This window comes from Lacrimispora amygdalina, assembly GCF_900205965.1.
Lineage (GTDB): Bacteria > Bacillota > Clostridia > Lachnospirales > Lachnospiraceae > Lacrimispora > Lacrimispora amygdalina_A.
In genome coordinates this window covers 33,568-57,813 of the sequence record NZ_OAOF01000017.1, presented here as the reverse complement: position 1 = coordinate 57,813, position 24,246 = coordinate 33,568, and the positions used below count along the sequence as shown (strand labels likewise).

General features: G+C 39.2%; 23 protein-coding genes. 3 read left to right on the top strand and 20 right to left on the bottom strand.

Features of this window, described 5'->3' with window-relative positions:
- Nucleotides 1-200: 200 nt before the first annotated feature.
- The 4 genes from CRO04_RS19625 to CRO04_RS19605 all read right to left on the bottom strand — a co-directional run bounded on the left by CRO04_RS19625 (nucleotide 201) and on the right by CRO04_RS19605 (nucleotide 3,564).
- Nucleotides 201-614: a GFA family protein gene (locus tag CRO04_RS19625; RefSeq protein ID WP_097005938.1), complete on the bottom strand. Its 414-nt coding sequence runs from the start codon at nucleotides 612-614 to the stop codon at nucleotides 201-203.
- Nucleotides 615-811: 197 nt separating this feature from the next.
- On the bottom strand, nucleotides 812-1,561 hold the full coding sequence (locus tag CRO04_RS19615) for a GNAT family N-acetyltransferase (protein WP_097005937.1): 750 nt from the start codon (nucleotides 1,559-1,561) through the stop codon (nucleotides 812-814).
- Nucleotides 1,562-1,805: 244 nt separating this feature from the next.
- Complete coding sequence (locus CRO04_RS19610) at nucleotides 1,806-2,642, bottom strand: ABC transporter permease (protein WP_097005936.1); 837 nt, start codon at nucleotides 2,640-2,642, stop codon at nucleotides 1,806-1,808.
- A 1-nt stretch (nucleotide 2,643) separates the two neighbouring features.
- On the bottom strand, nucleotides 2,644-3,564 hold the full coding sequence (locus CRO04_RS19605; RefSeq protein ID WP_097005935.1) for an ABC transporter ATP-binding protein: 921 nt from the start codon (nucleotides 3,562-3,564) through the stop codon (nucleotides 2,644-2,646).
- A 218-nt stretch (nucleotides 3,565-3,782) separates the two neighbouring features.
- On the opposite strand from CRO04_RS19605, the gene CRO04_RS19600 reads away from it, so the two are divergent.
- The 3 genes from CRO04_RS19600 (at nucleotide 3,783) to CRO04_RS19590 (ending at nucleotide 5,357) form a co-directional block, all read left to right on the top strand.
- The gene (locus tag CRO04_RS19600; RefSeq protein ID WP_097005934.1) at nucleotides 3,783-4,109 is read left to right on the top strand and encodes an ArsR/SmtB family transcription factor; all 327 of its coding nucleotides are present in this window, start codon (nucleotides 3,783-3,785) and stop codon (nucleotides 4,107-4,109) included.
- 98 nt (nucleotides 4,110-4,207) lie between these two features.
- Nucleotides 4,208-4,762 carry a flavodoxin family protein gene (locus CRO04_RS19595; RefSeq protein WP_097005933.1) on the top strand — a complete coding sequence of 185 codons (555 nt, stop codon included), beginning with the start codon at nucleotides 4,208-4,210 and terminating at the stop codon, nucleotides 4,760-4,762.
- 25 nt (nucleotides 4,763-4,787) lie between these two features.
- Entirely contained in the window at nucleotides 4,788-5,357 is a 570-nt protein-coding gene (locus tag CRO04_RS19590) for an NAD(P)H-dependent oxidoreductase (RefSeq protein ID WP_097005932.1), read from the top strand.
- A gap of 98 nt (nucleotides 5,358-5,455) precedes the next feature.
- Here the strand turns inward: CRO04_RS19590 and CRO04_RS19585 are convergent, their stop codons facing one another.
- The 16 genes from CRO04_RS19585 to CRO04_RS19510 form a co-directional block, all read right to left on the bottom strand.
- Nucleotides 5,456-6,388 carry a hypothetical protein gene (locus CRO04_RS19585; RefSeq protein WP_097005931.1) on the bottom strand — a complete coding sequence of 311 codons (933 nt, stop codon included), beginning with the start codon at nucleotides 6,386-6,388 and terminating at the stop codon, nucleotides 5,456-5,458.
- 51 nt (nucleotides 6,389-6,439) lie between these two features.
- Nucleotides 6,440-7,357 carry an aldo/keto reductase gene (locus tag CRO04_RS19580; protein WP_097005930.1) on the bottom strand — a complete coding sequence of 306 codons (918 nt, stop codon included), beginning with the start codon at nucleotides 7,355-7,357 and terminating at the stop codon, nucleotides 6,440-6,442.
- Nucleotides 7,358-7,649: 292 nt separating this feature from the next.
- Nucleotides 7,650-8,816, bottom strand: a complete 1,167-nt coding sequence (locus CRO04_RS19570) for a MerR family transcriptional regulator (protein WP_097005929.1) — start codon at nucleotides 8,814-8,816, stop codon at nucleotides 7,650-7,652.
- A 189-nt stretch (nucleotides 8,817-9,005) separates the two neighbouring features.
- Nucleotides 9,006-9,776 (bottom strand): ABC transporter ATP-binding protein, encoded by a 771-nt coding sequence (locus tag CRO04_RS19565; protein ID WP_097005928.1) that lies wholly within the window; start codon nucleotides 9,774-9,776, stop codon nucleotides 9,006-9,008.
- The gene (locus CRO04_RS19560) at nucleotides 9,776-10,813 is read right to left on the bottom strand and encodes a FecCD family ABC transporter permease (protein ID WP_097005999.1); all 1,038 of its coding nucleotides are present in this window, start codon (nucleotides 10,811-10,813) and stop codon (nucleotides 9,776-9,778) included. Before CRO04_RS19560 ends, CRO04_RS19565 begins: the two co-directional genes overlap by 1 nt.
- A 5-nt stretch (nucleotides 10,814-10,818) precedes the next feature.
- On the bottom strand, nucleotides 10,819-11,952 hold the full coding sequence (locus CRO04_RS19555; RefSeq protein ID WP_097005927.1) for an ABC transporter substrate-binding protein: 1,134 nt from the start codon (nucleotides 11,950-11,952) through the stop codon (nucleotides 10,819-10,821).
- A 17-nt stretch (nucleotides 11,953-11,969) separates the two neighbouring features.
- Nucleotides 11,970-12,422, bottom strand: coding sequence for a MarR family winged helix-turn-helix transcriptional regulator (locus tag CRO04_RS19550; protein WP_097005926.1), 453 nt, complete (start codon nucleotides 12,420-12,422; stop codon nucleotides 11,970-11,972).
- Nucleotides 12,394-13,446, bottom strand: a complete 1,053-nt coding sequence (locus tag CRO04_RS19545) for a methyltransferase (protein ID WP_097005925.1) — start codon at nucleotides 13,444-13,446, stop codon at nucleotides 12,394-12,396. The genes CRO04_RS19550 and CRO04_RS19545 overlap by 29 nt, the downstream gene beginning before the upstream one ends.
- Nucleotides 13,447-13,703: 257 nt before the next feature.
- Entirely contained in the window at nucleotides 13,704-13,874 is a 171-nt protein-coding gene (locus CRO04_RS26380; protein WP_166432621.1) for a hypothetical protein, read from the bottom strand.
- 311 nt (nucleotides 13,875-14,185) lie between these two features.
- Entirely contained in the window at nucleotides 14,186-15,085 is a 900-nt protein-coding gene (locus CRO04_RS19540; RefSeq protein ID WP_097005924.1) for a MerR family transcriptional regulator, read from the bottom strand.
- 298 nt (nucleotides 15,086-15,383) lie between these two features.
- Nucleotides 15,384-16,745, bottom strand: coding sequence for a 23S rRNA (uracil(1939)-C(5))-methyltransferase RlmD (rlmD, locus tag CRO04_RS19535; RefSeq protein ID WP_097005923.1), 1,362 nt, complete (start codon nucleotides 16,743-16,745; stop codon nucleotides 15,384-15,386).
- Between the two features lie 95 nt (nucleotides 16,746-16,840).
- On the bottom strand, nucleotides 16,841-17,134 hold the full coding sequence (locus CRO04_RS19530) for a DUF4366 domain-containing protein (RefSeq protein ID WP_097005922.1): 294 nt from the start codon (nucleotides 17,132-17,134) through the stop codon (nucleotides 16,841-16,843).
- Nucleotides 17,135-17,280: 146 nt separating this feature from the next.
- Nucleotides 17,281-19,569, bottom strand: a complete 2,289-nt coding sequence (pcrA, locus tag CRO04_RS19525) for a DNA helicase PcrA (protein ID WP_097005921.1) — start codon at nucleotides 19,567-19,569, stop codon at nucleotides 17,281-17,283.
- Between the two features lie 22 nt (nucleotides 19,570-19,591).
- Nucleotides 19,592-20,443 carry a patatin-like phospholipase family protein gene (locus CRO04_RS19520; RefSeq protein ID WP_097005920.1) on the bottom strand — a complete coding sequence of 284 codons (852 nt, stop codon included), beginning with the start codon at nucleotides 20,441-20,443 and terminating at the stop codon, nucleotides 19,592-19,594.
- Between the two features lie 62 nt (nucleotides 20,444-20,505).
- The gene (locus CRO04_RS19515; RefSeq protein ID WP_097005919.1) at nucleotides 20,506-22,281 is read right to left on the bottom strand and encodes an ABC transporter ATP-binding protein; all 1,776 of its coding nucleotides are present in this window, start codon (nucleotides 22,279-22,281) and stop codon (nucleotides 20,506-20,508) included.
- Entirely contained in the window at nucleotides 22,272-23,999 is a 1,728-nt protein-coding gene (locus CRO04_RS19510) for an ABC transporter ATP-binding protein (protein WP_097005918.1), read from the bottom strand. The genes CRO04_RS19515 and CRO04_RS19510 overlap by 10 nt, the downstream gene beginning before the upstream one ends.
- Between the last annotated feature and the right edge of the window lie 247 nt (nucleotides 24,000-24,246).

Below are 24,246 nucleotides of genomic sequence, written 5' to 3'. Positions count from 1 at the left end.
ATATTTACCAATTAAAAACAATTTATAATATGAACCGATGATTATGCAATATAAAGTATTTCCATCATAATCTTCTATATACGGTTGGATTACTTTATTCCTTATGCAGCATTTTTCTGAAAAAAAGCAAAAAAATACCTTGAGACATCATTACTCTCAAGGCATATTATAACCTGCTTACAATTTCGTATATACTAATCCTACTCCGTTATATGAAAAGGTAATTCTTCAAATTTTGGTACGTTATCTAAATCATTATCCCAATTTGCTTTGTTATGGCAAAAGATATGGCCTTGCGGCTTTATGTGTATGTCGCTGTCCATACTTCCGGCGGGTACAGCCAGCAATTTCCCATCAAACTGAAGATTTGGCAGCGCTGACCCGCAATCAGAACAAAAGCTCTTTATGTGACCTTCCGAATGGTAGTTAAAAGTTTTAACTTTCTCTTCACCAGACAACCATCTTAACCTGGCTGAAGAAGAAAAAAGATTAGCAGCATGGGCTGAGCCTGTATCCTTACGGCATCGTTCACAATGACAAAGGAAAAAATTTTCAAATTCTCCTTCAATTTCAAAAGTAACTTTACCACAAAGACAGGATCCTTTGTATTTCATAATCAACTCTCCTTTTAAATCATTTTTGAATGACTGTGTATATAGAACTCCTCTTGACATGGCTGAAATTTCTTTTCCATTTTTTCAAATTCCAAATCAAACTGCTCCACCGCATATCGTCTGCCTGTTCATTTCTAATGGTATAGTTCTCATTCTTGTTCATTTTACCTTCCCCAATCAAATCAAAAACTGTAGATTTATTTTTTAAGTATTCTTTTTAAGTAGGCCTCGTTAAGTAAATTAACTGTCTCAAAGCATCCTTTATAAAACACGCCCCAATTGTTGAAAACACAAGGCAATTCTTTGGCTTTTTGCAGAGTATCCACCTGAATGAAAGATACAGAAACCTCATTCACTTCGCAATACCGTCTTATGGTTTCAATATATTGACAAATATAAGGGCATTGCATGTCGTAATAAATTGTCAGATCCTGATTTTCAATTTTACTGGTTTTTGCTTTTGGTGCAAATTCTGGTGTTGTTCCGTCAAAAGAAAGCGCAAGTAACTCATATCCATCATTGGTGGTATCAACAACCTCAAATCCAAACTTTTTCACAAATGATTGATCAGAAAGCCATGACTTTTGTTTTTTTGCCCCCAGCATACAAACACCGGATTTCCCTTTTGCCTTAGCATCAGTTAAACAATATTCAATCAGTTCTCTGCCATATCCATTCCCTTTTGGAGTCCCGGCAACCCATAAACAATACACATAGTAATAGTTGTCCCCAACGATAGGTACCCATGCCGTTTCCAAAGGTGCATATTCAATAAAGGCACAGCCTTTTACATTTAACTTCCTGAAAACATGACCTTCCTTAATGCGGTCTGAAAGCCATTGACGCTTTGCCTCAACGCCAGGATGCGGCTTTTTACTACGGATAATACAGCATAAATGCTCAACTGCAAGATTTTCTGTTGTCAAATTTATAAAATCTGTATTCATATTTATCCCCCCTCAATTTTACATCTTTTGATAATTATTGTGCTATAAAATTTTTAACATAATCATTTCCTGCGGTTGTTCAAATGGTGTGTTATCTAAAAAAAGACTTCCTCTATCTATGTATCCCAGCCTTCTGTAGAAATGCTGGGCGTCTTCATCAACCTGGGTTGATGTCATAACCATTTTACAGCCAAGCTCAGACATTTCATGTTATACTCCATTCCGTCAATCACTCACCAATTATTTACCCCCAAAGAGCATTTGCATCGGTAGCACTTCGATTCATACGGGAAAAATCTGTTTTAACAAAGGAAATGGTAGACAGCAGCAGAAATACTAATCCAATCACCAGAATAACTGCAAATGTCATAAACGGAGTGATAGCGAAACCATTAATTTCAACTACCAAACCTTCTTTTATCAGGTCAGGAACAGAAAGGTCGGCTTTTTCCAGAACTATCATTCTAAAAAATGCGGTCGCATAGGTCATTGGATTAAAGTAAGCAACAATTCTCAGCGAAACCGGCAGCATTGACAATGGAATATATGCGCCTGAAAGAAATGTCAGGGGCATTGTCACTGCAGTTTTCACAATCTGGAATGTCTGACCATTGCGTACCTTTGTTGCTAAAAAAAGCCCTACACCGGAAAATACTATGCCGATAAAAATCATTGATACCAGAACGAATAAAGGAGTACTCCAGTTTGTAAACTTAATACCTATAAAAAAACCTATTACCAATATCAAAATTCCCTGTAACGTAGATACGGTGGCCGCAGACAGTAATTGTCCCATTGCAACGTAAACTCTTTTCGCTGGAGAAACAAGCACCTCTTTCATAAACCCACTGACCATATCATCAACTGTGGAAGAAGCAAGATTGAGTGCGCTTTCAAACACTGTCGTTATAATAACACCCGAAAGCATGTAAGCTATGGGATTTTCAATAAAATCATTTTTAAATATAGCACCGAACACATAAACAAAGAAAAAGGGAAATATCAGAGAAAATATTAGTCCTGTTTTATTTCGTACAAATGCTTTTAGACCTCTTTTCCATAATGCAAAAACTGTATACATATTACCCCTCCTCCCTGATCTTTTTTCCAGTTATCTCTAAAAACACATCGTTAAACGTCCCTTTTTTTATTTCTATATTTGTAATGTGTTCCTTATGAATGCTCATTACTTCCAGCAGGCGGTCCAGATATTCTGCTTCCACCTTATAATAGCCGTTCTTTTTTGAATAATTTAATTCATATTCTGAGAGCAATTGCTCAAACGCCTCTTCTTTTTTTGTATTGATATAAGCTTTATCCTTCGTATACTTTTTCTTTAACGCGTAAGGCGTATCATGTGCTACAATTACCCCGCCATCCATAATTGCTATTTTATTGCAGATCTCAGCTTCTTCCATGTAGTGGGTGGTTAGAAAGATCGTAATATTTCTCTCTTTTTGAAGTTTCATAATATATTCCCAAATATGGGCCCTGGTCTGAGGATCGAGACCAGTTGTGGGTTCATCAAGAAATAAAACCTTGGGATAATGCATCAGACCTCTGGCAATTTCTACACGACGTTTCATTCCTCCAGATAAAGCAGAAACCATTTTCTTTCTTTCATCTGTCAAATCTACCAGGTTCAGAACAAACCGGATACGTTCTTCTACTTCTTTATTGGGAATGTTATAAAATACACAATGCATTTTCAAATTCTCTTCAATGGTCATTTTCGCATCGAGAGTGGAATCCTGAAATACAACACCGATTGCAGACCGTACTTCACTTTTTTGCCGGCTTACATCTTTTCCATCGATCAATAACGTACCAGAAGTTTTTTCAAAAATAGTACACAACGTATTAATCGTTGTGCTTTTTCCAGCACCATTGGGTCCCAAAAATGCAAATACACTGCCCTCTTCCACATCAAAAGATATATTGTTAACTGCGACAAAATCACCGTATCTTTTTGTGAAATTTTTAACCTGAATGATTGGATTCATAGTCTTATCTCTCCTATTGCCAGCTGTTTGTTTGTTGTTTCCTTATAGTCCGCGAAAAGCCTTTGTTTTATGCGATATCGATCGTTGCTGCTATAATATCATAATAAAATACACTTTACAACGTAATCCCCAAAGACTGTTACAGTTCTATCAAATAATAAAAATTTATCATTGACAAGTGCATATGTGTGCATATATAATAAAAACAGGGTGAGAACATGAATAATGAAGATTTACTATTAGAATGTACCAGACAAATTGAAGAAAGCATAGATTTTGAATTTTTTAAGGCATTATTTGATCCGGTAAGATGTGATATTATGAAATATCTGGCTATTAATGGCAGAAAGAATATTAAAGATATTTCAGAAAATTTCACACAGGACCGTTCTGTCATTTCCAGACACTTGGATCTGATGTACAGATATGGGATTGTTGATAAAATAAAAGAAAGCAGAAATATTTACTATCAACTGAACGATAAATATATTCTTGAAAAATTTAAAATTACAACCGACAATTTAAAAAAAATGATACAGGTATAATTTAAAAAGGCGGAAAGCCTTTTTAAAAACAGTAATATGTGCATTAATGTGCATTAAAGCATTAAAATCACCCCATTAAATTGAAAGGAATAAAATTCATGAATGTACTATCAATTTTAGCAAGTCCCAGAAAGCATGGCAATACAGCTGTTATATTAAATGAGTATTTAGAAGGAGTTAAAAATCTGACTCCATCACCTCAGATTGAAACCATTTACCTTCAATCAAAAAATATACATTATTGTAAGGGATGCAGTGCCTGCCAGAAAAGCCCCGCAAGTCCATGTATCATTGAGGATGATATGACGGAAATACGTAAAAGTGTTGAAAAAGCGGATGCTTTGGTTTTTGCTACTCCTGTGTATGTTTTTAATATGACTGGGCAGCTAAAAACTTTTATGGACCGGCTCCATGCAGTTGACTACCAAACATTATTAAATAAAAAAGTTGTATTACTCACCACTTTTGGTGATATCGATGAAACCAGTGCAGGAGTCATGAATATCGTCCAATCTATGGAGATGCTATCAAAGTATCTTGGGATGGAGCTGATACAAAATCTGAATATTAGCACATATGAGAAACCGGTTACTGATAATGTGCAGGCAAAAAGAGCCGCCTATACATTGGGAACAGAGATTATAAAGCAATGATAACATTTAAAGAAAGGGGATTCACATGGTAACAATTGTTTTCGCACACCCGTGGCATGGAAGCTTCAATAAGGCCATACTGGATACAATAACAACTGCTCTTGAAAAAAAAAGGAAACAATATCATATCATAGATTTAAATAAAGATAATTTTAACCCTGTTATGTCAGAAGGAGAATTGGCTTTGTTTTCAAAAGGTCAGCATAAAGATCCTTTGGTCACAAAATATCTGGATCTTTTAAATAAATCTGATGAAGTTATTTTTGTATTTCCTGTGTGGTGGTTTGATACTCCTGCCATATTGAAAGGTTTCTTTGATAAAGTGATGTTAAAAAACTTTGCATATACGGAGTCAAGTACTGGTTTAAAGGGGAAATTAACCCATATAAAATCCACAAAAGTGATAACAACCGGTCAGTCACCCCGATGGTATTTAAAATGTTTTGCGGGTAACCTGATTCAGAAAACATTCATCAATGCTACTTTGAAGGGAATTGGTTTGAATCATGCAAAATGGATTCACTGCGGAGATGTCTCAAAGGGTGCTCAGGCAAAAAGAGTAAGATTTTTGCAAAAGATTGCAAATTATATATAGATCACACAATATCGCCGCCCGGTCAGGGCGGCGGTATATTAATATATTTACCATAAATGCCTCTCAATCCCAAGGCTTCTAATAACCTACTTACAATATCACATCACTGAACTTCTAAAGTTCTCCAAAGAAAAATCCAGTCTGTCAAATTTCCTCAATATATCCAAATTGGATGTGATACTTTGTGCATTCCCGTAATAATTTCCGATTGCCTGTTCCGTACTACACCAGCGCCTGCCATCCGGGTGTGGAAAATTCTTTTCAAATGCGTTTAAATCTTCCTCAGGCGTTATATGAAGTTCACTCGTATTACACAGTGTTTCAACAATCGCATCCAGATTTATATCCACAACATCTTTAAGTGCCGGGTAATGCTCACTTTCAGGCGAGCCGACAAAGTGTACCGGCAATGGCTCCCATAAGTTCCATGTTGCCGGGTCAAATGATGCTGGGTCAAATGATATCGGATCATAGTCAGGATAACCATTAAGGAGAGTTTTTCCACTCAGTTTATACATATCTTTCAATTCAACCGCCTTTTTGTAGATAGCGCTGCTTTTGTCTGCATATTTGAGTAAAAAGGAGGAAAGGCGCCTGGTTACTCCGATGTCGGCTTCCGTGGCTTTCTTCGGGTCATAATGGAACCATGGCAAATGAGCAAAATTATTGTTAGTTGGGATTCCCTGCATCCCCACCCAGCCGTTTTCTAATAAATATGCGCCAGAAGCAAGGTATTTGACGATACCCGTTACCATCCTATCTTTTATGTTACTAACATAATCACCTGCCGTATCCAAATAATCCAACGCAATGCATATTGTATACGGTGATGAATCAGGATTCCAGTTATTGCATTCAATGTTGTATCCAAAACCGCCATCCTCATTCTGGTAACTGGACAGAACCGAAAGGAAATCCTCACAACTTCCGTTTTCAAAAAGATAGTTCCACTTGGTAAAATCAATCGGTCTTGCACTGCGATGAACCAGCTTTCTCAATCTTATATAATTATTAAGCGATAGTTTTTTCATGCATTTCCTCCTTTTTTTATGAAACATAGAAACCTATCCAATTAAAACTGCCTATGGTAAAACATTTCCTGCTGCACAAAAGATTTCATACCACTCCACGCGGGTCAGATAAATATCAGCTGCCTTCATACAATCTTTTAGCCTGTCAGCATTCATCGTTCCTGTCACAGGCTGCATATGAGCCGGATGACGTAGTATCCAGGCTAATGCAATGGTGGTATTTGATACTTTATAATTTGCTGCTATTTTATCAATCACTGCATTCAGTTTCACGAATTTATCATTATTCAGAAAAACTCCTTCAAAAAACCCATATTGAAAAGGAGACCATGGCTGCACCGTAATATCTTTTAAACGGCAAAAATCAAGTACACTTCCATCACGGTTAATGGCTGTATCATCTGACATGTTGACATGAAGCCCGGCAGATATCATAGTGGCATTGGTAATACTAAGCTGTAATTGGTTTGCTATAATCGGTTGATTTAAAAATTTTTCCAGCAGCTGTATCTGCATGGGATTCTGATTTGATACGCCGAAATTACGTACTTTCCCACTACTGTAAAGCTTATCAAATGCCTCAGCAACCTCCTCCGGCTCAACCAAAGCATCCGGACGATGCAAAAGAAGTACATCCAGATATTCGGTTTTCAGACGTTTCAGACTGTTGTCTACTGCCTCCAGTATATGTTCCTTAGAAAAATCAAAATACCCTTTCCGTATGCCGCATTTGGATTGCAGGATTATCTTTTCTCTGACAGTACTGTTCATGTGTATGGCCTTCGCAAACAATTCTTCACATGTTCCTCCTCCATAAATATCCGCATGATCAAAGAAATTCACTCCGCCCTCCAGAGCAGTCTGAACCAGACGTTCTGCATCGGTTGTACTTAGCGCATTAATACGCATACAGCCAATTGCAATAGCCGGAACCTGCAAATCAGATTTACCCAATTTCATATACCTCATGATAGTTTTCCTCCTCATTTAATCAGGTTAAAATTTACCAAATATATATCATTATAAACCCTTAAGTTAACATTAAGTCAATACTTTATAATTCCAGTGCATCATTAATTAGTTAGTTTATAGCTTACTTGCCAGTTTGCGGGATGTGTTTCGAAACGATGTAGGAGACATTCCTTTCTTAGTAGTAAATTGCTTAATAAAATAGGTGTCATACTCGAAACCGGTTGAACGCGCAATTTCATTTAAGCTTCCCTTATAAATCCAGAGGTCGGGTGTGGGAATAGCCCACTATTTATTTTAAGGCCTCTTGAGTCGCATAGTAATTCAATGCTGCACCGATAAAGCGTGCTGCACCATCACCATACTTTTTATCTGCAGCTATTTGAAAAGCAGAATTTGATCGATAAAGATCCGCCGTATAACCCCAGTAATTTTCTCCAACTTCTATTTTCAATTTTTCATGCTGTCTTGTTGTTTCTTTAACTATTTCTTCTACAATATCCTGGATTTCCTTAGAAGATGGATCTTTATTAAATGATTCGGTAAGCTTTGCATAAAGAGAATTTAACTTTGGTTGCGCATTTCCTAAATTTGTTTTAAGCGCTTCCCCGATAAATTTGGAAGTACCTTTGCCATATTTGTTATCAACTGCATCTATCCAATCAGGCAGAACCAGATAGAGCTGAATTATCGTATACCAATATTGATTTTCTTCATCCGTGCGAAAAACCTCATAGTCACTTTTTATTATATTCTTTATTTTTTCAGCGATTTGTTGAATTTCCTTTGATAAAGGATCTTTCGTTATGTCTGACACCAATTTCTGATACAATTCCTTCAATTTAGGATGTTTATCATCTAGTATATCTTTCTTAAACGCATCAATTTGTTCAGCCACTGAAAACATATCACTTTCAAAATTTTTCTTCATTGCTTCTACATAATTTTCAATGCTGCCATACTGTTTTATTGCCATTTCAGCAATTTCATTTTCGTTCAATTTACATTTTTCGATCAATTCATCATATTTCTCCATTCCGCTATAATTTTTTATAATTTTGTCCTTATACTCCATTTTAAATGCCTCTAAAGCTTTAAAATATTCGCTCATATCAAATTCATTAAAGCTTACTTCCTTTTCTCCTTTTAATGTTTTATCAATCAAATCAATCAAATTATTTATTCGGTTACTTTTTAAAATTAACAACTTCTTTTGATTTTCCAAAGCTTTAGCTTTATCATAATCGGAGCAATGCATGATTTTTTTTACTTCTTTTAATGGGATATCAAACTCTTTATAGAATAAAATTTGCTGCAAGAACATAAGGGCTTCATCATCATAAAGCCTATAACCCGCATCAGTAACTTCACTCGGTTTTAACAATCCTATTTCATCATAGTAATGCAACATACGAACGCTTATTCCTGACAGATCTGAAACTTGTTTTACAGTTCTCACGCGATACCTCCTGAATATTTGAGTATAATACTAATAGAATTTGCCGGCTATAATTACTATTAGTAACATAAGCTCTGTTTTTATCTTACACTATGACATGATGTTAGGGTCAATCACTTTTTAAATTATTTGTAAAATGAAAAGGTTACATGCGTTTGCCAGGCTATATACTTATTTCAAAATTCATTTTTAAATCAAATCAGTTAATACAAAGGCATTTATCGCTCTATCATCCTTTTGTGCTGTAACAATGATGGAATCGACTCCAAAATACTCCCGTATATTTTCTTTTGTAAGTATTTGATCCGTTTTCCCTACAAGAAATTTGTTCCCTTTTAAAAGTAAGGTCTTATCAGCAATATTTAAAGCATGATTTGGATAGTGTGTATTCATCACACAGGCAATTCCTTTTTCTTTTGCTAGCCTTTTTATTATTTTCAGTATTGTGATCTGATTTCCAAAATCGAGATGAGATTCCGGCTCATCCAATATAAGCAATTGAGGTTCTCCTACTAACGCACGGGCAAGCAACACCATTTGAAGCTGTCCGCCGCTTAACTGATTGCATGATTTATCACTGATTGCTGAAATGCCTACCTCTTCCAAGGCTCTGTCAGCAAACTCATAATCCTTCTCCCCAGGTGATGCAAATGCAGGCAGATACTTTGCTCTGCCAAACACTACCATATCCCTGACTGAATACGGAAACGAAAATCGGTGTGCCTGTGGTACATATCCAATCTGTTTTCTTGCGTTACCAGTATCCTTTCCATCAATGAGTGAATGGCCTGATTTCCACTTATAAATACCCATCAGGCATTTTAAGAACGTAGTTTTTCCTATACCGTTTGGTCCCATAACAGCAATTACTTCGCCTTTTTCCAACGATAACGTAATATCCTGCAAAATAGGTGTATCTGATGTATAATAAAAACTTCCCTTTTCTACACGAAGCAACATTATGATTCTCCTTTCATTCGGTTATAAATGAGTGCAAAGAATGGTGCCCCGATTAATGCTGTTAGTATTCCAATTGGTATCTCAGCTGCAGTAAGATTGCGGGCAACACTATCTACAATAACCATAAAAATTCCACCAAGCAGCATAGATGCAGGAAGTAAACCCTTGTGATTCACCCCCATAATCCTTCTGGATATATGCGGAATAACCAAGCCTACCCAGCCAACAATGCCGGAAACCATTACACAGGCAGCTGTAATAATTGTACTGAACAGAATAACCGCTATACGTGCCGCTTGTGGATTTACTCCAAGGGAATATGCCTCTTCTTCTCCTAATGATAAAATATTAAGCTGCCACCGTAAAAGTAGCAGCCCTGCAATACCGATAATAATTGGCAAAATAATTATTTTTAAGTCATTGAATTCCGTATTTGCAAAGCTCCCCATTAACCAGAATGTAATTGCCGGAAGTTGATCGTTTACATCAGCAACATATTTAATCAGTGATGTCAGAGCAGAAAATACTGAGGTCACAATAATCCCTGATAAAATATAGGACATGGTTAGAGTCTGCCCCTTAGATCGAACCATAAAAAGTGTCAGGAACATACTGATAAGTCCGAATGCTAACGACAATACTGTTGTCATCACACCCATGCCGGATGTAAGGAGTATTCCAAGTGCCGCACCAAAGCCTGATCCGGAACAAACACCTAGAATATCAGGGCTGACAAGAGGATTCTGAAATAGTCCCTGGAGAGAAGCTCCTGCTATGGACAAGCCTGCTCCAACAAGTAACGCAATAAGAATACGCGGCAGCCGGACTTGAAACAGGACATGCTCCGCAACTTCAAAGCCCGGATACGAAGCTCCAGATAGCTTTGCTTCTATAAGCTTTAAGACATCCCCAAATTCCATATGGTAACGCCCTCCAAAGAGTGACGCTACCATTACAAGAATAAGAAGTCCTGCGAGCAAAATAAACTTTAATTTAATATTATTTTTGGTTTTTATTTCATTTAGATTTTTATTCATAATCATTATTTCTGCAACTGCCGTGGACTAAGCACAGCAGAAATCAGCTCCTCCTCCAGCGTAATTTTGTACAGCCTGCTGTAATAATCTTTAAACAGTATTTTAAAATCACTCTCACTTAGCAGCTCCGGATAACTTTTTGAAATCATAAAGAGGGGCGTAAGCGGAGCATCTGAGCATGGTGCCCCCCATGAATAGATTCCCTGTGGAATATCATAGATTGTGTTGTTTTTATAAGCGGAAAGCAAACTCCAGTCCTGTCCGTTGATTTTGTTTTCCAGCATAGCAGAAGCAGGACTTCCGATAAATACATAAATAAAATCTGGATTCCACTCATAAAGCTGTTCCATACTGACTTCTGCCTGTCCTGATATTTCTGCTGCCGCATTGACAAGACCGCTTTTTTCAAACCACGTATCTGCATAAGTTCCGCTTCCATATACGGAAATCACACCACCCGTATTGCTGAAAAGAAAAAGTGCAGTCTTTTTCTTTCCTGTATATGTATCAAGAACCTCTGCTCCCTTTTTGTTGGAAGCTTCCCATTCGTTCTGAAGCGAAACAGAATTATCGGCCTCAAATATCTCACGCATCAGGTTATCCCATGCGATCGTAACTGTTTCGGGATTGTTATCTCCTTTTTTCATCATGTCGACAATTGGTATCCCCAGATTTTCAATGCCCGATTTCTGAGCTTCTCCATAGTAAAACACAATATCCGGATCAAGATTTAAAAGTTCTTCTGTATTTGAAACAAATCCCTCACTTACAAATGAGGTCTCAACACCATTCCAGTTGGGGAAAAGCTTACTTACAATTTCAGTATTTGAAGTCGTAAAAGCTCTGGAATTAGCCCCTACAATCATGTCCGGATCAGGAATAACTCCCAAAAGCACTGATGTCGTAGGCGGGGATATGATGACTACACGCTGAATTTCTGCTGCCGTTGGCACTGTCACGGTGTTTCCGCCTAAATCGGTTATCGTTCTCATGCCTGATACTGATGAATTTTTAGACGTTGCCAAAGGATCGGAGGTCTGCGCCTCTGTAACAGATGTATTTTCAGATGCTCCGCAGCCAGCTAAAGCCACCGTCAAAACAATAGATAAAATTAAGAACAATATTTTTTTAGATTTCATTTTATCCCTCCAGTTATTTAAAAATGATTTTCTATCAAAGCATTTGCATGTTTCAGAAATTCCTGAATGATATGAAGTTCGTTGTCATTCAAACTTTCAAGATAAGTAAACAACGGGCGGTCATAATCCTGATGATACTGATTATGAAGCTTATAAGCCATTTCCCCTTTTTTTGTAAGGTAAAGGCAAAAGCGCTTTTTATCCTCCACATCCTCTTTTTTTTCTAGAAATCCGTGTTCCTCAAGCTTTCGGACAGTTTTTGCCACTACTGCTCGTGTTATATTAAACTTTCGTGCCATTTCAGAAATAAATATACCTGGATAATCACCAACCATTTTAATCATATGGATCTCTCCACGATAAAATTGCATTTCTTCTAAGCCAAAATCTAATATATTTGTCTTTCCATTGGCTATCCGCTCTGTCATCTGTATAAAATCATTAATCACCAGTTTTTGTAACTTTTCCATCTTGGGAGCCTCCTGTTCTTTTTAAGTAGAATTCCCCTTGCAGCCCTTCAAATACTCCACCGTAGTCACCACTATGAATATGTTGAAATCCATGTCTTGTTAAAGCATTTTCAATATCCTTTTTTGTAAGCAGTACATCAAGCCCATCCAAATGGCTGGATAACCAGCCAAGAATACTCTCAGGCGGATTCTGATAATCCTCACTGACATTATGAGTAACAACATATAAATAACCATCTGATGTTAAAGCGTTATATAACTTGCTCATCACGCTGTCCAAATGGTCTTTTGCAAAATCCAATACTCCTGAGGCAATAATTAAATCATATCCTTTTCCGATATCATCTGTATTAAAATCTCCTTCTATCACACTTACATGCTCGGAGAGGTTTCTTTCTGACACTAATTCACGTGGCAGCCGTGCTACATTCGGATGCTCAAAAACAACGCTTTTGCAATTGGAAAAGGTAATTGCAAGTTCTATTGCAAGAATCCCTGAACCTCCTCCCAGGTCAAGTATTTTTTCGGGGGTTTTATTTCTGTAAAGGCTTGTAACTGCTTGAATCAGAGACTGAACACGCCCTGTATACATCTCAGGAATACTCACCCGTGCAGCCTCATAAAAATCATATACCTCTACCCCTTTATTATTATGAAGAATGTTTTTGCTGGGGCCGTTTGTCAAACGATCTTCAATATTTTGCAAAGACATCATTTTCTCTCTAAAAAGGATACTCTCGCCCAAATAGACTGAACTTTTTGGATTTAAAAAATCATTACTCTGCTGTGTATTTCTATAAGCTTTGTTATTTTTTTCAAGTAATCCAATGGATGCTAATGCATTTAGGACAAAAGATAGATTTCGCTCATTCAAGCCTGATTTTATTGCAACAGATTTTGGAGTTTCCCAATTTTCCAGATATGAAAACAATTTCACCCTTAATGCTGTTAAAAACAGCTCTGTTTCTCGTTTTTGATGAAGCATATTATAATAAAGCTTTTGATTTCTTTTTGACTGATTCATCCTTTCGCTTCCTTTCGCAAGTTAGTCGTTGCTAACTTATTGTGTGCCAAGTATACATCTTTTTCGATTGTATGTCAAGCATACAATCGAATTAATAGAAAACCTTATGCGATACAATGGTAAAGGGCATATCCAGCTTCCATATACCATTGTATTAACTAATAAACGATTTTTATTATTTTCATAATTTTCCTAAACCCATAATCTGAATTCTTAAATTTTTCACCCCACTTGGTAGAGTTTACTTCTGCAAAAGCTTAATTGTCCTTTTTCTTATTCACACCCTTCACACCAAAAATCAAAAACATTAATGCGAAAAAAATATAGGCAATCTCAATAAGCATATCACTATTTGTAAAATTCATTATTGCAGCAATTATGCATATTATTGCTAAAACTATATTTACTACCGAAGCTATTTTTTTCATATTCAACTTCCCCATAAATTCAAATGCCTGATACATTTTCCAGATGTTTTAAGGTCAACCATGACTAACTTTTGGCATCAATCATGGGAAAAATTCCGTTTATCTTAGAATCACTTGCAAAACGCTTGTTTGAACGGTTACAGGATGAATACCCGTAAATGCTTGAGGTAAAACTTCGCACCGTTCAGTTAATGTCTGCTACAGGAAATGAAAATATCTTTGAGTACATAGGCAAAGTTCCTTACAGGATTGTATCTTTCTCTTATAGAACCAAATAATACTTACTTTTCAAATCGATAAGTCTTCATCGCCTATTTTTCTTTATCCTCATATTTATTATCACGATTCCAATAAAAATAATAGTTACGAAAAGCACCGATTAAACACATAATGATAATTACTCCCAACAAAATCAAGCCTTCTATTGAAGAAAATAACCATCTTACATTATTTTTTCCACTTGTTACAATAATCAATAACGCAATAAGAATTCCCGGCAAGTAAATATGAAGAATCCGTAACCATTTTTTTCTACCATGCTTGTATTCTTCTTTTGTTTCTTCCAAATCTTTTCTTGTACATCTAACTATTGCTATCGGAAGCCCTCCTCCCCTTGCGTAATTTCTTTCAGCACTATACTCTATCCCATCAAGTGTGAATTCTGGATACATCCCTTTCTTTGTGATTTCAATCTCCATACCTCGTTCCATTGCATATTTGTAAAGTACATTTTCAAAATCATAGCTATTTATTATCGCATCATCTGGAGTAAAAGTAATGACTCTCTCATGCTCATAATCAATAACTTCCATGTAATCCTTAATCCATGAGGTAAAAAAGTGCTCTTTTTCCATCCTTTGTAGATATTCTTCTACATTTAATTCATCTATAGTAATCTGTTTCTTCTTTAATGCCTTGCAAAACTCAATCGCATTTTTGTCATCACTTATTCTTTTCTCTAAAATATGCTGTTGTTTGTCCAAGGAATTTGACAAATTCTCCTTCTCACGCAAAACTAGCTTAATTTGTTCTATTGGCATATCAAGCATGCGGAGCATCTTAATTACTTTTAGTATTCTGACGTCATTCTCTGAATATTCTCGATATCCATTATCAGGATTACGTTTTGTTGAAAACAACTCTGCTTTTTCATAAAATCTGATATTTTGTGCAGATACTCCTGTCCTCTTTTCCGCTTCTTTAATGTTCATTGATATTCCCCCTTTTTGTGAGGTGATTGTAAACCCTATACAAACTATAATGTCAATAGAAAAATATATAAAGTATCCCTTCCCTTTATTATCTTTTTACTTAAAAGTATAGGACTTTTACCATTGTATCAATTTTCGCCGATTTGCTCACACAATACGGCAAAGCTCAATACTTTTTGTCAAAAGCCCTATTTTAACATTTTGGTGTTACCCCATCCCCATCTTCGGTCACACCAAACAGTTTTTTACAAAAACACAACTCCATTTTTCTCAAACAATCCCGCAAGTCCGCATAAAATCAAGCTTTTCTCTCCAGCAGACAAACGGTTTCAACGTTCGCCGTCGAAGGAAACATATCCACACAACAAGCCTTAACCACCTCATATCCCCTCTCCTGCAGCACTTCCAAATCTCTCACCAGACTGGTCGGTTTACAAGACACATAAACCAGCCTGTCCACCCCAAAGTCAATAATCTTGCCAAGTGCCTTAGGATGAATCCCATCTCTGGGCGGGTCCAGAATAATAAGATCCGGCTTATCTTCCAGACCGTCAATCACCTTTAATACATCCCCCGCGATGAATTCGCAGTTGTCCAGACCATTGCCTGCAGCATTCTCTCTGGCTGCCTCCACTGCCTCTTCCACGATCTCCACACCCACCACTTTTTTTGCAACAGGAGCGATGATCTGGGCGATGGTGCCAGTGCCGCTGTATAAATCGAAGACCACCTTGTCCTTCGTCTCTCCCACATAGCTTCTCGCGGTTTCATACAACACCTCCGCTCCCAGTGAATTGGTCTGAAAGAAGGAAAATGGTGAAATCTTAAACTTAAGTCCCAGCAATTCCTCGTAAAAATAATCCTGTCCGTATAAAACATCCGTCCGGTCGCTTTTTACCACATCTGCAAGGCTGTCATTAAATGTATGAAGAATTCCCACAATTCTTCCGTTCAGCTTCAGATGAAGCAGAGAACCAACAAAAGCCTTTAAATCAAGGTCCTCCTGAGTTGTAGTAACAAGATCAACCAGAATTTCTCCTGTTTTTACAGCTCTTCGCACCAGAAGGTGACGCAGATAGCCGGTATGCTGCATTTTCTTATAAAAACCGACTCCCAGCGCTTCAAAATATTCCTTTGCCGCCTTTAAGATATCGCAGAAATCCGAATCCACAATCTTACATTCCGTTGTTGTCACTACATCATAAAAGCTTCCCCTTTTATGCATTCCCAGGGAAAGCGGTCCATCCTTATATTCATCTCCAAAGGAAAATTCCATCTTGTTGCGGTATCCATCGGCTGTTGGGCTTGCTTTAATCCCCTCAAATATATAATCCCCTTTCACAGCACCGTCTAACAGGGATTTTACCTGCTGTTCCTTGATCTTTAACTGTTCCTCATAAGGGATGGTCTGATAGGTGCATCCTCCGCAGATTCCAAAATGAGGGCAGGGAGACTCTGCATATTCCAGGGGAGATGACTCTAAGACCTCCAGAATTCGTCCTTCGCATTTTCCCCCTCTTTTTTTGTTGATCATAACTCTCACTTTTTGTCCGGGAAGTGCGTGTTTTACAGTAATTTTTCCTTCCGGCAGCTCCATCATTCCTTTGGAGGGAAAATCAAACCGTCCAATTGTACCTTCGTATATCTCACCCTTTTTCACGTTTGCTGACTCCTTTTATTCTATTCATTTTATTTAAACACTGTAAAAGAGCGTGTCTCACTTTCTGAGGCACGCTCTCCTTTTAATGCCAGATTTTATTCTTTGGAACTCTCTTCCATCTTCTCATCCTCAAAGAAATCATCGTCGAAATCATCATCAAAATCGTCTTCAAAATCTTCCAGATAATCCGGAGTAAAGAAACGATATACGGTATAAGCAATTCCGGCAACTGCAGCTACCGCACCTATGACTGCGAGTATCCAGAGGATACAGTTTTTCTTTTTCTCTTCCTGTTCTCTTTTATGAAGCAAATCATTCACTCTGCTTGAGTTCATAAGATCTTCCAGTTTGCCCATAGCTTCTTTGCTCATTGCATCAAATCTGTTCATGTCTCCACGTCCTTTCTGAGAGCCCTGCTTTCTTTCATATCCTGTTCGGCACAGTTTTTTCTCTTTGCCTGTAGCAGTTATTATACCATTATATTGGCTTTTTTACTATCATTTTTAGATTTTTTTAAAATTTTATGTATATTCAATTATTCCCTCACAAGCTTCAGTTTTGCAAAAGAGGCGAACATCTTTTTCACGCCTGCCTGGTCAAAATGAACGGTAACCTCAAAATCTCTTCCACCATCCTTGATCTCCTTCACCTCGCCTATGCCGAACTTGATGTGGCTGACCCGGTCCCCCTCTTTATACCCGAGAGATAGTGGCTTTTCCACTGTAAACGCTTTCCCAAAGCCAGGGGTGGATACAGGTTTGGATGTCTTTGACGCATATGCATTGCTGCCCGGACCAAAGCTGCTGACACCTGCGGTCCGCCCCGAAGCTGCACCTTTGCCCCATGGGAGACTGCTGTCATCAAAATCCGGCTTCGCCCTGGAAGAAAGCCTCTGTTCCAGCCTGTCGGAATCTAACAGTTCTCCTGGTATCTCTTCCACAAAACGGCTGATCTTTGAATATCTGGTTTCACCGTTAACCATACGCTGTCTTGCCGCAGTCATCATGAGGAACTTCTGGGCCCTTGTAATACCAACGTAACAAAGCCTCCGTTCTTCTTCCACGTCCTCTTTATTATCAGAAGAGATCGCCATCATGCTGGGGAATAATCCATCCTCCATACCACTTAGATAGACTCTTGGGAATTCAAGGCCCTTGGCACTGTGGAGTGTCATAAGTGTTACCCGGTTTTCCGATTCATCCATACGGTCCACATCTGCCACAAGAGCAACCTCCTCCAAGAACTCGCTTAATTCCGGATGCTCATGCTCTCCTTCAAAACTGATGGCTTTGTTAACCAGCTCCTCAATATTCTCAAGCCGCGTCTGGAATTCAATCTCCCCTTCCGCTTCTAAATCCTTCTGGTAGCCGGTCTCATCAAGAATATCTTCTATCAGCTCATGAATGCTGTAAGTCTCCTCTGTCAGCCTGTTTCTGAAATCTTCTATCTTATCCGTAAATGCCAGGATTTTATCCGCTGCTTTTCCCAGTCCCGGCACCGCTTTTGCCCGGCAGAATGCATCATATATCCCCATCTGACGCTCCGAAGCGAATGCCTGCACCTTTCCGATACTGGTGGCTCCGATTCCCCTTTTAGGAACATTTATCACCCTTAAGGCAGACAGATCATCTCTTCCGTTGGCAATTGTTTTTAAATATGCCAGAATATCTTTGATTTCTTTTCTCTGGTAAAAGTTGACGCCGCCCACCATACGGTAAGGGACATTATGCTGCAGACATCGTTCCTCAATCAGACGGGACTGGGCATTGGTCCTGTACAAAACGGCACAATCCTGATAATCAGACGGACTGTTTAAAATGTCACGGACTATGGCTTCTGCTTCCTCTGCGGCATTTTCAAACTGCTTAAACTGAACCAGCGGTCCTTCTTCATTGGATGTCCATAAGGTTTTATCCTTTCGGCCTCTGTTGTGGTGGATCACCTCATTGGCAGCCTGCAGAATGTGCTGACTGGAACGGTAATTCTGTTCCAGCTTGATTACCTTAGCACCAGTATAGGACTTTTCAAAATTAAGTATGTTCTCAATATTGGCGCCGCGGAACTTATAGATAGACTGATCGTCATCGCCCACTACACAAAGATTCTTATATTTACCCGCAAGCAGACTGATGAACCGGAACTGGGCCGTATTGGTGTCCTGATACTCGTCCACCATAATATAGCGGAAACGTTCCTGATAATAGTTTAAAACCTCCGGATTAGTCTGAAACAGCTCCACTGTTTTCATAATCAGATCATCAAAATCCAGCGCATTGTTCTTCTTTAGCTGGCTCTGGTATTCTTTGTAAACGAGAGCCGCCTTCTGCTGCCGGAAATCACCAGAGGAAGAAAGCTCAAACTCCGCTGCACTGATCAGCTCATTCTTAGCTGTGGAAATCAGCCCCAGCATTGCCCGGTCTTTATAAACCTTCGGATCGAAATCCAGTTTTTTCAATACATGGCGCATCAGTGTCTTCTGGTCATCCGAATCGTATATGGTAAAATTAGTCGTATATCCAAGGCTTTCGATATGGCGCCTTAATATCCGCACACAGGAAGAATGAAATGTAGAAACCCAGATGCTGTCCGCTCCGAATCCCACCAGGCGGTCCACACGCTCTCTCATCTCCCCAGCCGCTTTGTTGGTAAATGTAATAGCCAGTATATTCCAGGGATTCACTCCCTTTTCTTCTATTAAATACGCAATCCGATGCGTTAAAACCCTGGTTTTTCCAGAGCCTGCTCCTGCCAGCACAAGAAGCGGTCCCTCTGTCTGAAGTACCGCCTCCTTCTGCATAGAATTTAATGTATCATAAATACTCATAAATTGTACGCTTTTTCCTTTCCTATTCCAAGTAAGCTTTCAGAGAATCCATATGATCCAGTGCCAGACGTCTTCCCTCCTGATACAGCGCCTCCAGTTTCCGTTTGTCCTGCTCCGTTCTCTGAACCGTCACATGGTGATCCGGGCGAATTACATAGATTCTCCCTTCCTTCTCAAGACGGTCAATCTCTTCCTGCATCCGGTTATACCGGTCTGGCACTTCCTTAAGTGCCTCTAAAAATCTGGGAAGAGGTGCAAAATAACGTTCATATCCCCGTTTCGTCCATTTATCAACAGGAGGTTTACGGTAGCCCTGCTCTCTGGTGAGAACTAAAACGATCTTCTCATATCCTAAATCAATCGCTCTTTGATATGCCACCGGCATGGAGCACCCGCCATCTAAATACTTTCTGCCTCCTACCGTAATCATCCCGGAAAGAACTGGTATGCTGCTGGAAGCCTTTACCGCATCAATAAAATCTTTACACTTACTCTTTTCAAAGTATTCCGGCTTTCCCGTCTTACAGCGGGTTGCAACTACCTCGAATATCTGTTTAGACTGATAAAATGTCTCATAATCGAAGGGAACCAGCGTATTGCTCAATTCTCCAAACAGGAAATCAAAGTTAAAAATGGAACGTTTCTTTACCATATTTCGAAAACTTAAAAATCGTTTGTCATTGACATAATCCAGATCCACTTTTATGGTTCTGCCTATCTGCTTGCTGACATAGCTCATACCTGACATAGAACCGGCTGAAACTCCGTTTACATAGGACATTTCAATATCCTGTTCCATAAATACATCCAAAACCCCTGCAGTAAATACACCTCGCAGGGATCCCCCCTCTAAAACTAAAGCTCCTTCTGTCATCTTAATTCACCTCGCCTTCTATTCTATTTCATTTATCCGGTCCGGTCAATTCCTTTTTAATCTCAGGCAAACTGGCTTTGGTATAATTGATAGTAAGCTCCCTGAAGCTTCATTAAGTCTTCGTGGCTTCCAGCCTCCCGGATGGTTCCCTGATCGATGACGAAAATGCGGTCCGCTTTGCGTATCGTAGACAGCCGGTGTGCGATGATAAAGGAGGTACGTTCTTTTAACAGCACTTCAATTCCCTCCTGAACCAACAGCTCCGTATGGGTATCAATGCTTGAGGTAGCCTCATCAAGGATCAGGATGCCAGGTTTTGATACCATGGTTCTGGCAAAAGCCAGAAGCTGTCTCTGACCGATGGATAGACCTGCCCCCCGTTCGCTGATCACCGTATCGTAACCTTTTTCCAGTTTCATGATAAACTCATGGGCATTGACTGCTTTTGCTGCCTCTTCAATCTCCTCGTCTGATGCATCTAAGCGTCCATAGCGGATATTATCCCGTATGGTGCCGGAAAACAAGAAATTGTCCTGGGTCATAATACCCATCTGGCTTCTTAAACTCTTTAACGTCACACTTCTGATTTCCTGGTCATCAATATAGATATTTCCGCCGGTCACCTCATAAAAACGGCTGATCAGGTTTACAATCGTGGTTTTTCCGGCTCCTGTCGGTCCTACCAGAGCGATAGTTTCCCCCGGCTTTACCAAGAAGTTTACGCGATCCAGGATCAGACGGTCCGGCTCATCCCCATATGCAAAGGAGACATCCTCAAACCATACTTCCCCCTTTAATTCTTTTAATTCTTTGGCATCTTCCCGGTCCTTAATCTCAACTTCCGTATCTATAATATCAAAAATCCGTTCCGCAGCCGAAATATTGGTTGTAAGCTTATTATAAAAATTAGCCAGATTACGAATAGGACTCCAGAACATGGCGATGTATGTGGAAAATGCAAGAAACGTACCAATACCGATCTGTTCTACCCCCACAATTTTAATTCCGATAAAATAAAGGAGAAAACCTCCCATACCCCAGGTAATCTCAACCAGGGGGCCAAATGCATCCGCAACCACCACTGCGTCAATAAACGAGCGGTAATGCTGGTCTACCAGATCATGAAATACTTCTTTCGTCTCATTCTCCGCTGCATAGCTCTGGATGATGCGGATACCGGATAAATCCTCATGGATATAGGCATTTAAATTAGAAGTTTTCTTTCTGTAAATCCTCCATCTTTTATGAACATTTGTCTCGATAAAGAACATACCAACTGCCAGCACAGGCAGCGTCAGCAAAGCTGCCATTGCCAGGCGGTAGTTTTTAATGAGCATGATGCTGAGAACACAGATCACCGTAATAAAATCCGGAATGAGCTGGGTAACGCTGTCTGATAAAACATCTTTTAATGAATTTACGTCTCCGATAATTCTTGCAAGCACCTTGCCTGTGGGGCGGCTGTCAAAAAAGCCGAAGCCCAGAGACTGGATATGCTGGTATAATTCCTCTCTGATATTTAAAAGCACACGGTTTGATACTTCCGCCATCAGATGCATACGAGCCTTCGTACCTATTAAAAACAGAGCAAATAGTGCTAACGCGAAAACACCCACACGCACAAGCCCTTTCACATCCTTTTGCGCCACGCAGACATTGACTGCATATTCCATAATTAACGGTGCAATCATACTGATGGTAATGGTGCCGGCCATGATAAACAATACGACTACAATCTTCTTTTTAAAAGCCAGAAGATAGCGAAACAGCCGTAGTATGGTATCCTTTTTTAATACTTCCTTCTGCTCTTCATCCACTCTGCTGGAATTTACTGACATAATGCAGCCTCCTTTCCATACTGAACCTCGAAGGTTTTGTAATACTGCCCCCGCTTCTCCATCAGTTCCTCATGTGTCCCCCGTTCAATGATTTTCCCATTTTCCAGAATGAGAATTTCATCCACCCGGCGCACAGCCGAAATTCTGTGGGCAATGACAATCTTGGAACTGTTTTTCAGTCCTGACAAATGTGATTCTATCTCCCGTTCCGTTTCCATATCCAGAGCAGATGTGGAATCATCAAGAATGAGAATCGGTGTTTCCTTTGCAATCGCACGGGCTATGCTGATCCTCTGCTTCTGACCTCCGGATAAACCAACTCCTCTCTCGCCAATGACCGTTTCGTACTGCTGTGACAGCTTATTAATGAAGCCGTGCGCTTCTGCTGAAATCGCCGCCTGCTGAACACTTTCCCATTCGGTGGCATCCTTATTTCCTGTTTTAATATTCTCGGAAATGCTGTCGGAAAAGAGAAATACATCCTGCATAACGACTGAGATTCCTCCTCTCAGTAAAGGCAGCGGCAGATCCTTAATATTGATTCCGTCAAGGAGAATTTCTCCTGCTGTTACATCATAAAAACGCTCAATTAAGTTGACAATGGAAGTCTTTCCTGAACCGGTAACCCCCATAATTCCCAGGGTCTTTCCTTTTTTCAATGTAAAATTGATATCGCTTAAGATCTCCTTTCCTTCCAGCTGAAAGTCTACATTCCGAAAGGTGAGCTCCCCATTTACAATTTCGGGAAGGACTGGTTTATCAGGATCTGCAATCACAGGTATCTCTTCCATAATCTTTTTGATTTTCTTATTGGAAGCAAATGCAGCCGCCATATCATTGCTTAACCAGCCCACCATTTCCATTGGCCATATAATATTGTTGGCATATTCTGAAAATGCGCCCAGATCACCGATGGAAATCCTGCCTGCAATTACAAGAATGCCTCCGACAACAATCACTGCCATCATAAGAAACTTTGAAAGGAATGAAATATTCGGCTGATACCGGATCAACAGTTTTGCCTGACTCATATTTAAGTCATAAAACTGCTTGTTGTGTTTCTTAAATTTATTGATTTCAAAATCTTCTCTGGCAAAGGCCTTGACAGTCCTGACTCCAGCCAGATTTTCCTGCGCAACTGTATTCAGCTCAGCTGTCTGTTCGCTGATCTTGTCATAAACATCACCCAGGCCTTTTTCCATCTTTAAAGCATACCAGGCGATAAGAGGCAGAATAACAAGGGGGATCAAAGTCAGAATTGGACTTAACCGCAGCATGCAGACAAGAACAATAATGGTGTGTATGGAACATTCCAAAACAAGCATCCCCACAAAACCAAACGCATTCCAGATCCGCTCTGCGTCATCCTTAATACGGGCCATCAGTTCCCCCGTATTGTGGCTGTCAAAATACCCTACTGACAACGTCTGGATATGGTCAAATAGATCCTTTCTCAGACCACAGGCGATCCGGGCAGCGGCAAAGTCGAAGATAAACTCTTTTGTATACTGAAAAATTGCTCTTCCGAATCCAATTCCCACAAGCCCCAGCAGAAGTCTCATAAGAACCTGCGTCTGTCCCCCTACAATAACATCATCAATTATATGTTTTGTAATCTGGGGTGCTGCTGCATCAAGCAGGATGCTGATTATCATCGCTGCAAGGGCAAGAACGTAAAGGAACTTATATTTCCTCACATACTTCCACAAATTTTTCATACTATTCCCTCCTGTTTTCTTAACAATAAAAATAAATTTTTTCTCCTATATATGTAAAAAGCCGAAAAAACTGCAAAGTGCGGTCTTTTCGGCAAATAAGCAAAAAAATAACCGCAGTCATTCAGACTGCGGGTAAACTCATAAAAAGAAGCTTCGGCTAAAAAGCTGTATTTGTCCTGACATTCCTACATACAGAGACAATTTTCCATGAGGCAGACTGAATTCATCATTAAATATTCCATTGTAT

What these genes read in the sequence shown, in the direction of transcription:
- CRO04_RS19545 (WP_097005925.1), bottom strand. Translation starts at nt 13,446, where the DNA reads ATGAATCAGTCAAAAAGAAATCAAAAGCTTTATTATAATATGCTTCAT.
- CRO04_RS19565 (WP_097005928.1), bottom strand. Translation starts at nt 9,776, where the DNA reads ATGTTGCTTCGTGTAGAAAAGGGAAGTTTTTATTATACATCAGATACA.
- CRO04_RS19600 (WP_097005934.1), top strand. Translation starts at nt 3,783, where the DNA reads ATGAATAATGAAGATTTACTATTAGAATGTACCAGACAAATTGAAGAA.
- CRO04_RS19610 (WP_097005936.1), bottom strand. Translation starts at nt 2,642, where the DNA reads ATGTATACAGTTTTTGCATTATGGAAAAGAGGTCTAAAAGCATTTGTA.
- CRO04_RS19555 (WP_097005927.1), bottom strand. Translation starts at nt 11,952, where the DNA reads ATGAAATCTAAAAAAATATTGTTCTTAATTTTATCTATTGTTTTGACG.
- CRO04_RS19560 (WP_097005999.1), bottom strand. Translation starts at nt 10,813, where the DNA reads ATGAATAAAAATCTAAATGAAATAAAAACCAAAAATAATATTAAATTA.
- CRO04_RS19515 (WP_097005919.1), bottom strand. Translation starts at nt 22,281, where the DNA reads ATGTCAGTAAATTCCAGCAGAGTGGATGAAGAGCAGAAGGAAGTATTA.
- CRO04_RS19580 (WP_097005930.1), bottom strand. Translation starts at nt 7,357, where the DNA reads ATGAGGTATATGAAATTGGGTAAATCTGATTTGCAGGTTCCGGCTATT.
- CRO04_RS19590 (WP_097005932.1), top strand. Translation starts at nt 4,788, where the DNA reads ATGGTAACAATTGTTTTCGCACACCCGTGGCATGGAAGCTTCAATAAG.
- CRO04_RS26380 (WP_166432621.1), bottom strand. Translation starts at nt 13,874, where the DNA reads ATGAAAAAAATAGCTTCGGTAGTAAATATAGTTTTAGCAATAATATGC.
- CRO04_RS19595 (WP_097005933.1), top strand. Translation starts at nt 4,208, where the DNA reads ATGAATGTACTATCAATTTTAGCAAGTCCCAGAAAGCATGGCAATACA.
- CRO04_RS19510 (WP_097005918.1), bottom strand. Translation starts at nt 23,999, where the DNA reads ATGAAAAATTTGTGGAAGTATGTGAGGAAATATAAGTTCCTTTACGTT.
- CRO04_RS19625 (WP_097005938.1), bottom strand. Translation starts at nt 614, where the DNA reads ATGAAATACAAAGGATCCTGTCTTTGTGGTAAAGTTACTTTTGAAATT.
- CRO04_RS19530 (WP_097005922.1), bottom strand. Translation starts at nt 17,134, where the DNA reads ATGAACAGATTTGATGCAATGAGCAAAGAAGCTATGGGCAAACTGGAA.
- CRO04_RS19550 (WP_097005926.1), bottom strand. Translation starts at nt 12,422, where the DNA reads ATGGAAAAGTTACAAAAACTGGTGATTAATGATTTTATACAGATGACA.
- CRO04_RS19605 (WP_097005935.1), bottom strand. Translation starts at nt 3,564, where the DNA reads ATGAATCCAATCATTCAGGTTAAAAATTTCACAAAAAGATACGGTGAT.
- CRO04_RS19540 (WP_097005924.1), bottom strand. Translation starts at nt 15,085, where the DNA reads ATGAACATTAAAGAAGCGGAAAAGAGGACAGGAGTATCTGCACAAAAT.
- CRO04_RS19615 (WP_097005937.1), bottom strand. Translation starts at nt 1,561, where the DNA reads ATGAATACAGATTTTATAAATTTGACAACAGAAAATCTTGCAGTTGAG.
- CRO04_RS19585 (WP_097005931.1), bottom strand. Translation starts at nt 6,388, where the DNA reads ATGAAAAAACTATCGCTTAATAATTATATAAGATTGAGAAAGCTGGTT.
- pcrA (WP_097005921.1), bottom strand. Translation starts at nt 19,569, where the DNA reads ATGAGTATTTATGATACATTAAATTCTATGCAGAAGGAGGCGGTACTT.
- CRO04_RS19520 (WP_097005920.1), bottom strand. Translation starts at nt 20,443, where the DNA reads ATGACAGAAGGAGCTTTAGTTTTAGAGGGGGGATCCCTGCGAGGTGTA.